Origin of the sequence: Desulfitobacterium dichloroeliminans LMG P-21439 (genome assembly GCF_000243135.2) — a bacterium.
Classification (GTDB): domain Bacteria; phylum Bacillota; class Desulfitobacteriia; order Desulfitobacteriales; family Desulfitobacteriaceae; genus Desulfitobacterium; species Desulfitobacterium dichloroeliminans.
In genome coordinates, this window is record NC_019903.1 from 780,288 (window position 1) to 791,961 (window position 11,674).

Consider the following 11,674-nt stretch of genomic DNA (forward strand, 5'->3'; position numbering starts at 1 on the left):
ATGGAGCTTTGCCGTTTAGAAAAAGTAAGCAAAACCTATGAAGTAGGTGACGCGGTTTGCCCCGTCCATGAGCTTTCCCTGACGGTCAATGCAGGAGAATTTATGGCCATTGAGGGGCCATCGGGGACAGGAAAAAGCACCTTGCTTTATCTGATGAGCGGTCTCTTGCGTCCTACCCAAGGGGATGTCTTCATTCAAAACCAGAACTTGAGCACACTGCCCGACCCGGTTGCCACAGAGCTGCGCAGGCAAATGGTCGGATTCATCTTTCAAGAGACAAATCTTTTTCAAGCCCTGACCGTAGAAGGTAATCTGCGCTTTGTGCAAAGCCTAGGGAAAAATAAGCCTAATCTAAAAAAGATCGCTCACTACCTCGAAGAATTGGGCTTAAGCGAAAGGCGGCTACACTTGCCTCATCAATTAAGCGTAGGACAACGACGGAGGTTAGTGGTAGCGAGGGCTTTGATCAACGATGCTCCTTTAATTTTAGCCGATGAACCTACTAATGATTTAGATGATCTATGGGCCGGTAAAGTGATGGAATTGCTCGCGGGAGTTGTCGAAGGAGGTGGGGCAGTCGTTATGGTTACTCATAATTCCCATTGGGCCCGACAAGCCCATCATCGCTATGGTCTGCAAGAAGGAAGGCTGACGCTATGCGTGTAAGAAGTTTGGTGCTCGTCACGATCATCGTGATGTTAGGGATTTTTTTAACAGGTTGTGGTCAAGCTGCTAACTCAGCCAAAGATCAGACCATAATACAAGCTCCTCCAGAACAGAGCATAGTGCAAAAAACACCATTGCAGCAGAGCGGGCTGCCTCCGGAGGCCTTGTTCGTTGCCCAGTTTACGACGAATCAAGTCGCGGTAATCGATTTGGCAACCGGCGATATCGTTGAGAAAATCCCGGTAGGTGCCAAGCCGTTAGCCATCATCAAATCCCCCGACCAAGCAAAGGTTTTTGTGGCCAATAGTGGTTCAGGTGACGTGTATCAAATCAACTCCTCCACCGGGGGGATCGAAGCAAAGATCTCCATGGGCAATCAGCCGGTTGCCATGACAATCAATGCAGCAGGGGATACCTTGTATGTGCTGGACTACTACTTAAATCGGGTCAGCATTATTGACATCAAGTTACGCTCCATGGTCGGCTTCATACCGCTAAATACCTTCGGCTTTGAAGAGAGGATCGAGCCCCCCGATTGCTGCACTGATATTTTTGGCGATCCCCTCGGTGCAGGTCGCAAGCCTTCAGCCCTTGTCTTAGATGAGGCTAATGGCAAGATCTATGTGGGGAATATGGGCACTTGGGATGTGGCTGTCATCGACCTCAAGGCAGAAAAAGAAGTTCAAGCCTTTGATGCAACCTTTGGCATCAATGACCTAATTCTCGATAGCTCGGCAGGTAGCTTATATATTTCGGCAGCAGGTAACGAAGAAGAAATCAATGATTTTATTCTCAAGCTGACTTTGAAAGGGGGTGAGAAAATAGGCAAGTTGCAGATCGGTAAGAAGCCGGTGGGCATGGCACTATCCCCAGATGGGCAAATCATCCATGTGATAACCCAAGCCAGCGACGGGGCAAAGCTCATAAGCTTACGCACTGCTGATGGAGAGATCATTGGACAGTGTTCTTTAGCAGGAGAGCCGGGGGATATCGCACTTTCCGAAGATGGCCAGCGAGCTTATATTACGAATCTTTTGGATGGCAATGTTCTTATTATAGATTTAACAAATTACACCGTCATTAAAAGCATCGAGACCGGCGTAACCCCAAAATCACTTGTCTATATTTTGAATGATGAATAATACAGTGTTTCAAGGAAGAGGTGGAAAAGGATGAAAGACCATATCCAAAGCATCCTGATGTGGGGTTTGATGGCAGTAGCGTTGCTTGTCTTAGGTGCATTATACATCTGGGTACCTGTTTGCGATGGGTTACTGGAGCTGGCTAATGGCAACCTAGTACACATGAAATGCTTCTATACCAGTCAGGCAACATCTGTGTTGGCTGTACTGGTATTGGTCGCAGCCATATCTGCCCTTATAACCAAGCAGACGCATGCCCCTATAATCATTGCCATCGGTATCCTGCTCATCGTTATTACCTATCAGTCGTTTTTGGGTATTGGTATCTGCATGAAAGAAACCATGGCTTGCCACCAAACTGCTTTCTGGATACGCGGTGGAGGTGTGCTGACCATTTTACTTGGTATTCTAGCATGCTTCAAAAAACAAAAGAACAGTTCTAAGGAATCCTAAGTAGGAAGGGGAAAAATCATGACAAATGAGAATATGACAAAGAAAAAGCCATCAGGTGTGTCAAGACGTACCTTTATCAAAGGTACCGGTGCCGTAGCGGCGGCTGCTGCTGTTGGCGGAATCGGGATTACCGCAGGGATGCCGGATGTTGTTGAAGGTGCCCCAGTGGATCTCTCCAATGCCAAGACCTTCACCTCCAGCTGTGCGATGGAATGTCTGCACCATAATTTAAAAGGCTACGTGGTGGATGGCAAATTAGTTAAAGTGGAAACCGGTGATGATACGACCAAAGCTTGCTTACGGGGGATCAGCCGTACCCAGTGGGTCAATAATCCCGATCGCCCTAAAATGCCCATGCTGAGAACCGGGGAAAAAGGTGAAGGCAAGTGGAAAGAAATCAGCTGGGATGAAGCAACCGATTTAATCGTTACTAAAATCAAAGAAACCCAAAGTGAGCTGGGCAATCAAGGGATCACGTATAAAGGTGGTTCCGGTAACTTCGGCGCCTTAACTGGTGGCGTGGCTGGTGCATTTTTTAATTATCTAGGTGGCTATACCCCCATTGTCGGTTCCTTATGTTGTCAAGCTGTGACATCGACGATGACGCCTATGCTGGGAACACGTTACGAGGATACTCGAGATACGATCCAAGATAGCAACTATATTATCGTTTGGGGAACCAACCCAGCTGTCACCATGCAATCCTACTTCTCCAAATATCAAGAAGCCATGAGTAAAGGTGCCAGATTGATCACCATAGATCCGCGCTTAAGTGAGACGGCCGCCAAGTCCGATGAATGGATAACCATTTTGCCTGGTACAGATACAGCCCTTGGCCTAGGCATGCTCAAAATCATTATTGAAGAAAAATTGTATGATCAAGGGTTCTTACTCAAGCATACCGGAGTGCCCTTCTTAGTGGATAAGGCTACCGGCGACCAAGTGAAAGCTGAGGACAACGACACTAGCTACATGGTCTATGACCAGATTAGCAAAAGCATCGTCCCCCATGATCAAGAGGGTATTTCTCCCGCTTTAAGGTTGGACGGAACCCCTATTGCCGAGCAATACAACACAGTTTTTGAGCTCATTTATAATGAAGCCAAGATTTGGACACCAGAAAAAGTCCAAGAGGAAACGGATGTACCCGCAGGGAAAGTGGTTCTCTTGGCCCATGAGTACGCGACAGCCAAACCAGCCATGATTGTTCAGAATATGGGTAGTTTCCAAAGGACTGAATATGGTTCCTATGCCGTGGGTGTTCAGTTCTATCTGGCTGCTTTCACTGGTAACTTTGGTAAAGCCGGCGGTGGAGTATGTGATGCGGGTGGAGTCGGAACCACGATTAAAGTGAAGACGGCGATTCCTTCACCCAAACCTCAAGGTGAATTTGGGCAAATTCCTTCACCAAAATTAGGTGAGTATATTTTGGCCGATAAACCAAACAAGATAGGTTTTATGTGGGTTTTGACCACCAGTCTGATGACCCAATTCCCTAATACAGCTGCAGTTAAAGAAGCTCTGAAAAAGATACCTTTCGTAGTGGTCGTTGACAGTTTGATGACCTCCACAGCCTTGTATGCGGATCTCGTACTACCCTGCACGACTATTTTTGAAGATACCAATCTACTAGCCCATAACCGTTCTCACTTAGTGCAGTTGATGGAAAAGGCTGTTGAGCCGCCCGGTGAAGCCAAATCTGACCTGGAGATTTTCACAATGCTAGCCAAGAAGCTAGGTTTCGGCGAAGCTTTTGACAAGAGTCCTGAAGAATTCATTGAAATATGTCTAGAGGGAACAGGAATTACCCTCGAGCAATTAAAGCAGGGACCTGTATCTCCGATGCCCCAACCCTATATTCCGTATCCCGACGGGAAGTTCCGAACTCCCACGGAAAAGGCAGAATTATTTATGCCTGCATGGAAATCCAAAGGCTTTAATCCTGTAGTAACCTATATTCGCCCTAATGAGTTTATCAACGGGGATCAGGCTCTAGCTGAAAAATATCCCTTGATGGCTGTACAGCGGAAGACAAACCGCACCATCCATTCGACCTTTGGCAATCTGCCTTGGATCAGTGAATCCACAAGGTCAAAGGCTCAGGTGTTAATCCATCCCGATGATGCTTCAGCACGCGGAATCAAGAGCGGAGATAAGGTCGTCGCTTACAATGATCGTGGTGAGCACCATTGTATAGCTAATGTCCAGGCTCATATTAAAAAAGGTATCGTCGCTCTGGAAAATGGTTGGTGGGAGCAACAAGGCGGAAGCAGTAGCTATGTTACCAATGATTTCGTGGAGCCCTTGAGCGGCGGTCATAGTAACAATAATACCTTGGTACAAATCAGGAAGGAGGCGTAAACCATGGCAAAAGTAGGATTTTATTATGATATGCAAAACTGCTACGGCTGTAAAACCTGTCAGGTAGCCTGTAAATCAGAGCAAAAGACCGCACCGGCTGTTAGCTGGCGTCGGGTACGGGATTTTGACACAGACCATCCGGCGACTCATGCCACATTATCCATGGGCTGTAACCACTGTGAAAACCCTGAATGCTTGAAGAACTGCCCAACCGGTGCTTATACAAAGCTGGAAAACGGCATCGTCTATCAAGATCATAGTCAATGTATCGGTTGTAGAATGTGTACCATGGCTTGCCCCTATGGTGTCCCCCAATATGACCCCGAAGAAGGGAAAGTCAGCAAATGCAGTTATTGCAAAGAGCGCATCGAGCAAGGTCTACAGCCAGCCTGTGCTGAGTCCTGTCCTGGTGGTAATATCATCGCCGGGGATTTGGAAGAATTAAAAGCAAAATACAAAGGGGTTCAGGAGCTTCCGGGCATGCCTGTTGCCAGCATAACCAATCCGTCAATTATTATCAATCCAGCAAAAACATTTAAGAAATAGAGAGGAGGATTTGGCATGGACACATGGGAATTTCCGTTAGTATTATTTACAGTATTGGGACAGTGGGCGATTGGACTCGCCCTGATGATCACCCTCATCGAATATATCTCCCCAGCTAAGGGCAATCAAGCAAGCTTAAAGCAACTAAGAATAGGTGGCATGGCAGTCTTGCCTCTGGTCGCCTTGGGATTAATCTTCTCCGTATTCCACTTAGGTCAACCCTTAAGTGCCGTCAAAGCCCTCATGAATCTCGGCACTTCGATGCTAAGCATGGAGATCCTTTTCTTCTCCATCGTCGGGGTATTAGCTCTAATCTATAGCATTATGTGGTGGAAAACCCCAGAGAATCCTTTGCGCAAAGCAGTCGGAGCTGTGCTTAGTGTCGTAGGCCTCGCAGCCATCGTCGTCACCAGCAAGGTCTATACCTTACCTGCAAGAATGGCCTGGGATTCTTGGCAAACTACAGCAGCATTTATCCTAACAGCCATTCTCCTAGGAGCTGTTTCCGTAGCCTTCTTGCTCAATAAAGTGGAAGATGAAGCAAGTCAAAAGGCCAAAAAGGTCATGGGTTGGTCCATTATTGGATCAGTTGTGCTGATTGTGGCCGTCTTAGCCTTCTTCGCCGGAACCTACGGCACCTCCGTTGAACAATCTGCAGCGGTAGCAGCGACCTTCTCATCAGGCTTCTTTATCGCCAGAATGGTTCTGGGTATCTTATTACCGGTCGCCTTCGCCGCCGTATTTATCACCGGTAGCAAGAAAAAATCCTATCCTGCAATTGCCGGAGTCACCCTCGTCGGGGTAATCCTTGGCGAAGTAGCCGGAAGAATTCTCTTCTATTCCTCGGTCATGGGTCAATATCCCTGGTTCTAAGAAAGCATAGATTGATTATCCCAATCGCAAATCTAGTATTCTCAAGGCAATCCTAGAGAAGCTGAAAAGCCGGGATAGGGAAGCGAGGCATTATCTCAATCGAGATAGTGCCTCGCTGTTTTCTAGGGGAACGCTATTGGAGTTTTGTCTTAAATCATGGTAAACTTATTAATTAGAAGCGAATTGCTATTTTATACTTTTGACTCCCATGTAGATTAGACTACAGCCCTGATGAATGAATAATCCTTCCACGCAAATCGCTCTCTCCTGTATGTTAAGCTACGCTCATGGTTGCTATTTTTTGGACAAAAAGTTTTTTGAAAAGAAAGGAAAGATACATGAAAAACGGAAAAGTATTGCTCTCAATAATCTGGGTAGCGCTAATAATAATTTCTTACTATTTTCTGCTCATCCCGCTCAATCTGCAGTCCCCTAGCTTTTGGGCTTTAATATTTTATAGCTTGGCCTTGGGAGCAGGGTTATTCCTACTTCATCAAGTGTTCGTGGAAAGAAAGCTCACGATAACCAAGAGCCTACCCACTTACCTGATTGCAGCCACCCTACTAGTGGCTATCCTGGGAGGAATCATATGGGTGTACTCCCTGCCGGTCTTCCATGCTCGGTCCTACGCTAGCCTTGTGGAAAAGCAAGAAGGTAATTTTGCCACCGATGTCGCTGAGTTACCCATCAATCGCATCCCTACAGTGGACCGTGATACGGCTGTGCGCTTAGGGGATCGGAAAATGGGAGAAATCATCGAGCTGGTCTCCCAATTCAATGTGGCTCCTGACTATACGCAAATCAACTACCAAGGGAAGCCCGTCCGGGTTTCACCCTTAGAGTATGCTGGTTTCTTTAAATGGCTGAACAACACCAAAGAAGGCCTTCCCAGTTATATGATGGTGGACATGGTCAATGGAGAAGTCGATTTGGTCACCCCGGAACAAAGTATCAAATACTCGGAGAGCGAGCTGTTTTTCGAGAATGTCCGCCGTTACCTGAGAATGAACTATCCGACCGCCATCTTTGGCGATTTTAGTTTTGAAGTCGATGAACAAGGGGTACCTTATTGGATTGTCTCCGTACGTGTGAATAGAATTGGGCTTTTCGGTGGTACCGATATCAAAGAAGTCATTATGCTCAATGCCAGCACGGGTGAACATCAAAAAATCAAAATTGGCGAGGTTCCCGAGTGGGTGGACCGGGTCTATGATGCCGGACTGGTCGTCAATCAAGTGAACTATAATGGTCGTTTCACCAATGGCTTTATTAACTCCATCTTTGGCCAGCAGGGCGTGCTTGCCACCACCGAAGGATACAATTATCTTGCACTCAACGATGATGTTTACCTATATACCGGGATCACCTCCGTGGTTAGAGACGAATCCAACATCGGCTTTATCCTGGTCAATATGCGGACCAAGGAAACAACCTTCTATAGCATTTCCTCCGCTGAAGAGTATTCAGCCATGGAAAGTGCCCAAGGGGCGGTGCAGGAAAAACGCTATCTCTCGACCTTCCCCATCTTGCTCAATGTTGACGGGAAACCCACCTACTTCATGTCCCTTAAGGATGCCGCCGGGTTAATCAAGATGTATGCCTTGGTGGATGCCCAAGACTACCAAAAGGTCGTCACCGGCAATACCGTAGAAGAGACCGTCAATAAATTCACCAATCGCACAACTCCCATCACGGAAACAGAACCTGAGGCACCGCGAGAGGAATTTGAGATTCAAGGAAAAATCACCGATATCCAAAGTGTCGTTATTGGTGGCAATACCTATTTCTATCTACTTCTCGAAGGTCAAAAGGATGTCTTTAGAGCCAATATTACCGTATCAGAGAAATTACCCTTCCTGAAAATTGGCGATGAAATCAAAGGCCAATACAATAAGGAATATCAGGGTGTTAATCTGATTATCAGGATGCAATAGAGGCGGTGTCTAAGTGAAGCAATGTATGGATTCGGAGAATATTCATCGTCGAATCAATAAGATTATGGGACAACTCAAGGCGATCGATAAGATGGTGGATAGTGATGTCCCCTGCGAGGACCTCCTCATTCAAATTAACGCAGCCAAGGGTGCCCTGCATAAGGTCGGACAGATCGTCCTTGAAGGGCATATCAACCATTGCGTCAAGGATGGCATCGAGCATGGTGATGCTGAGAGGACCATCAAGGACTTCACCAAAGCTATCGAGCATTTTTCGCGCATGAGTTAGGGCAGGTTAGCCTAACGAGCGGTCGATGATGAACTTAATATTTTGTTTAGGGTGAGTATTGCTGTAGCTTCATAAGCGTATGGCAATACTCTTTTTTTGGCCGTCTTAAAGGATTCTCCATGTTTTCTGAGCGATGTGCCATTTCATCGCGAAGGACTTCCATATCTTCTTGAGTAAGGCATAAGATCGGTACCGCCCTCTTGACAAACCTATACCCCTATAGGTATATTGTAATCATGCAAAAACAGCTATAGGAATGACAATAGCTAAAGGAGAGTAGAGATGAGTTTTAAGGGTTGGACAGAAGTTTTTACGGATGAGACCAAACGAAACATCCTTTTCATAAGTCTGGCTGGGATGTCATTGATTCTGAGCTTCTTTTATGCCAGCGGATTCCCGATTGATCCCGCTTGGGTGGCCATTATCCTCTGTGGTCTTCCCATCATCAAAGAAGGGGCCATCGGACTGTTCACTCGCTTTGATATCAAGGCGGACGTTTTGGTTTCCTTGGCCTTAATCGCCGCAGTTTCCATCGGGGAGATTTTTGCGGCAGGGGAAGTGGCCTTCATTATGCAGATTGGGGCCTTGCTGGAAACCTTGACCGTAGCGAAAGCACAAGCAGGCATTGAGAGATTGATTCATATCACTCCTCGCATCGCGCGCCGGCTAAATCAGGATCAGGAAGAGCTGATCCCTGCGGAAGAGGTTCAAGTCGGTGATGTGCTGCGGGTTCTTCCCGGAGAGACAGTCCCCGCCGACGGATTGATCATCAAAGGCAAGACCTCGGTGGATCAGTCCGTGATGACAGGGGAATCCCTACCGGTCGACAAGCAGGAAGGGGATGACGTCGCCACCGGGACAGTGAATCAATTCGGAGCCTTTGATATGCAAGCCACCGTAGTCGGGGAGAATAGCTCACTCCAACGGATGATTCGTTTAGTCCAATCAGCGGATGCGGATAAAGCCAAGATTGTCGGCATTGCCGATCGCTGGGCGACCTGGATCGTCGTCATAGCTCTGCTTTCTTCCTCCCTGACCTGGTACTTCACCGGTGAAATCATCCGCGCCGTCACCATCTTAGTTGTCTTTTGCCCTTGCGCTTTAGTACTCGCCACCCCCACCGCTATTATGGCCGCCATCGGTAACGCCACAAAATATGGGATACTCGTTCGCGAAGGGGATGCTCTGGAACGCCTAGCCCAAGTGAAGCGGATAACCTTTGATAAGACCGGTACTCTGACGTATGGCAAACCCAAGGTTATGGCAGTGCAAAGTTTTGCCGAGGGACTGACCCAAGAGCAGCTCTTTGGTTACTTAGCATCCGCCGAATTAAATTCAGAACATCCCCTTGGCAAGGCCATCGTCAGCAGCTATAAGGCCACGAGTCAGCAAGTCCGTGAGCCCCAGAGCTTTCAGATGATTCCCGGGCGCGGGGTCTCTGCCCTGATTGACGGAAAACAAATCTACGCGGGAAATGCCGAACTCCTGCAAGAACATAGCATTGACCTGTCTTCGGAGATTCATGCAGAGGCAAAAGCCTACACCAAAGAAGGCAGCACCGTCATTTATATAGGGATGGATAACCAGGTGGTGGGCATGGCCGCTTTATCCGACAGCCTGCGGGAAACCTCCTCAACCATGATTGCGCGCTTAAAAACGAGGGGCATCCACGCGGTGCTCTTGACCGGGGATCACAAGGAAGCGGCTCATCATATCGCAGCCCAGGTACAGATCCCCGCCCACAATGTCCATGCAGATTGTCTGCCGGAGGATAAGCTAAAGGCCATTGAAGGTTATCAGGAAAAAGGTGAGCTGGTGTGCATGGTAGGGGAAGGCATTAACGATGCCCCGGCTCTCAAAAAGGCCCATGTGGGCATCGCCATGGGAGGTATCGGTAGCGATATTGCGGTAGAGGCTGCGGATATTGCCCTCGTGGGCGATGATATCAGTCAGCTGCCTCATTTGCTGGGACTTTCCCAAAAGATGATGAGCACGATTAAGCTGAACTTAGCTTTCTCCTTAATACTGAACTTTGTCGCCATCATCCTCGCTGCCAATGGCAGCTTAGGCCCAGTCATGGGTGCCCTAGTGCATAATGCGGGATCGGTGCTGGTTATAATCAATTCTGCCCTGCTGTTGAATTGGAAGGCGAAGGATAAGCCGACTTCGTCTACCCCTGGGGAATATGTGCCGGAGATGAGTTAGTAAGCGAGCGGGCAGTGAGAAATGTAGTAAGGTCTGATTTGCCTTTGGGCGGGTCAGATTTTATTTATGTATGTGGGGTGGTGAATTACTTGGCAAGGAAGTAGATTAGGCGCCAGTATTCCTGCCTATTCTGAGATAAGCAGGAATTGGCGGAAATCGGGAGAATCAAAACTGAAAGGGTAAGGTATAAAAGTTAACACATGTGAAAGAATGCGTTCTCTATACCGGTAGGCATAGTAAATAACTCAAGCTGTACATTTAGTGAAGTGCGCGATTATACGTAAATGAAAATCCGAACTCTGCTGACGAGAAGGAAACGGAGACAAAAGCGTAGCATTGGTTGGCGCGGAGATGGAGTAATGAATACCTTTATAACGTGTTGGGGCTCTTCCGGGACTGTAAAGTCCATCCCCTTAAAATGTAGGGCATTTCGATGGAATTGTATACCACTCGATAGGTCGCATAACTCTTATGATGAAGGTTACGGGGTGAGCTGCTTGAGGGGAAACTTCACGAGCAGTTATGGGGAGGGGCAGGAAACTGGTCGTAATCGAACCCGCGCCACTCTTTTGCCGACAGTTGTTCCTTAAATGGCTCAAGTGGTTTTTCTATTTTTCATAGACTAGATTTTCCCGCTTTATCGGGTGCGAAACTTAAATATATTTGATTTCACAGCAAAAACCTCTATGTAATTCATATAATGAGAAGGAGGTTCATCCTGTTAAGTCGAATTAGAAAATATAAAAGGGGAATAAATTAAAAAGCAAAGATAAAAATGAACTTTCTTGGTAGATGTTGAAGTTGAAGATGATCCAAATAGTATTAAAAGAAGCAGTAATAATTATTGGTGGCAAAGAGGATGAATTATCTATTTTAATCTTAACTACTTCTTAGCCTCCACGTGATCCTCCCTCTAATTATGATTGATTCAATATCTAATAGATGTAAAATGGAAGATACGACTAGACCCTCCAATTGAGGTCACTGAAGAACCAGGAGTTTTGATGGGGCACCTAATTGCAAATTCGTCAAAATGAAGAATTTTGGAGAATTCAAAGGGTCGAGTACAGAAAAAAGTACGTCTGCGGTGATTATAGGGAGCTGGAACTGAACGTTTCAGAGACCGGGAAAGAATTTGACCCGGCAATCCATGATGTTTTCCGGGAAATTGACAGTTTACAAGAGATATTTGCTATAATTTGAAT

The 11,674-nt window shown here is 46.9% G+C and carries 10 protein-coding genes; all 10 read left to right on the forward strand.

Annotation, left to right across the window (positions count from 1 at the left end; translation table 11 throughout):
* The 10 genes from DESDI_RS03625 (at position 1) to DESDI_RS03670 (ending at position 11,672) form a co-directional block, all read left to right on the forward strand.
* Entirely contained in the window at positions 1-666 is a 666-nt protein-coding gene (locus DESDI_RS03625) for an ABC transporter ATP-binding protein (RefSeq protein ID WP_015261281.1), read from the forward strand.
* Positions 657-1,808, forward strand: coding sequence for a YncE family protein (locus DESDI_RS03630; protein WP_015261282.1), 1,152 nt, complete (start codon positions 657-659; stop codon positions 1,806-1,808). Before DESDI_RS03625 ends, DESDI_RS03630 begins: the two co-directional genes overlap by 10 nt.
* Positions 1,809-1,838: 30 nt before the next feature.
* Complete coding sequence (locus tag DESDI_RS03635; RefSeq protein ID WP_015261283.1) at positions 1,839-2,261, forward strand: DUF4418 family protein; 423 nt, start codon at positions 1,839-1,841, stop codon at positions 2,259-2,261.
* A gap of 18 nt (positions 2,262-2,279) precedes the next feature.
* Entirely contained in the window at positions 2,280-4,622 is a 2,343-nt protein-coding gene (locus DESDI_RS03640) for a molybdopterin-containing oxidoreductase family protein (RefSeq protein WP_015261284.1), read from the forward strand.
* 3 nt (positions 4,623-4,625) lie between these two features.
* A complete protein-coding gene (locus DESDI_RS03645) occupies positions 4,626-5,168 on the forward strand; it encodes a 4Fe-4S dicluster domain-containing protein (protein WP_015261285.1) in 543 nt (180 codons plus the stop codon).
* 15 nt (positions 5,169-5,183) lie between these two features.
* Positions 5,184-6,041 (forward strand): dimethyl sulfoxide reductase anchor subunit family protein, encoded by an 858-nt coding sequence (locus tag DESDI_RS03650; protein WP_015261286.1) that lies wholly within the window; start codon positions 5,184-5,186, stop codon positions 6,039-6,041.
* Positions 6,042-6,379: 338 nt separating this feature from the next.
* Positions 6,380-7,975 carry a hypothetical protein gene (locus DESDI_RS03655; protein ID WP_015261287.1) on the forward strand — a complete coding sequence of 532 codons (1,596 nt, stop codon included), beginning with the start codon at positions 6,380-6,382 and terminating at the stop codon, positions 7,973-7,975.
* Positions 7,976-7,988: 13 nt separating this feature from the next.
* Positions 7,989-8,264: a metal-sensing transcriptional repressor gene (locus tag DESDI_RS03660; protein ID WP_015261288.1), complete on the forward strand. Its 276-nt coding sequence runs from the start codon at positions 7,989-7,991 to the stop codon at positions 8,262-8,264.
* Between the two features lie 282 nt (positions 8,265-8,546).
* Positions 8,547-10,469, forward strand: a complete 1,923-nt coding sequence (locus tag DESDI_RS03665) for a heavy metal translocating P-type ATPase (RefSeq protein WP_015261289.1) — start codon at positions 8,547-8,549, stop codon at positions 10,467-10,469.
* A gap of 1,017 nt (positions 10,470-11,486) precedes the next feature.
* Entirely contained in the window at positions 11,487-11,672 is a 186-nt protein-coding gene (locus DESDI_RS03670) for a hypothetical protein (protein WP_041219249.1), read from the forward strand.
* Positions 11,673-11,674 lie beyond the last annotated feature (2 nt).

What these genes read in the sequence shown, in the direction of transcription:
- DESDI_RS03625 (WP_015261281.1), top strand. Translation starts at nt 1, where the DNA reads ATGGAGCTTTGCCGTTTAGAAAAAGTAAGCAAAACCTATGAAGTAGGT.
- DESDI_RS03630 (WP_015261282.1), top strand. Translation starts at nt 657, where the DNA reads ATGCGTGTAAGAAGTTTGGTGCTCGTCACGATCATCGTGATGTTAGGG.
- DESDI_RS03635 (WP_015261283.1), top strand. Translation starts at nt 1,839, where the DNA reads ATGAAAGACCATATCCAAAGCATCCTGATGTGGGGTTTGATGGCAGTA.
- DESDI_RS03640 (WP_015261284.1), top strand. Translation starts at nt 2,280, where the DNA reads ATGACAAATGAGAATATGACAAAGAAAAAGCCATCAGGTGTGTCAAGA.
- DESDI_RS03645 (WP_015261285.1), top strand. Translation starts at nt 4,626, where the DNA reads ATGGCAAAAGTAGGATTTTATTATGATATGCAAAACTGCTACGGCTGT.
- DESDI_RS03650 (WP_015261286.1), top strand. Translation starts at nt 5,184, where the DNA reads ATGGACACATGGGAATTTCCGTTAGTATTATTTACAGTATTGGGACAG.
- DESDI_RS03655 (WP_015261287.1), top strand. Translation starts at nt 6,380, where the DNA reads ATGAAAAACGGAAAAGTATTGCTCTCAATAATCTGGGTAGCGCTAATA.
- DESDI_RS03665 (WP_015261289.1), top strand. Translation starts at nt 8,547, where the DNA reads ATGAGTTTTAAGGGTTGGACAGAAGTTTTTACGGATGAGACCAAACGA.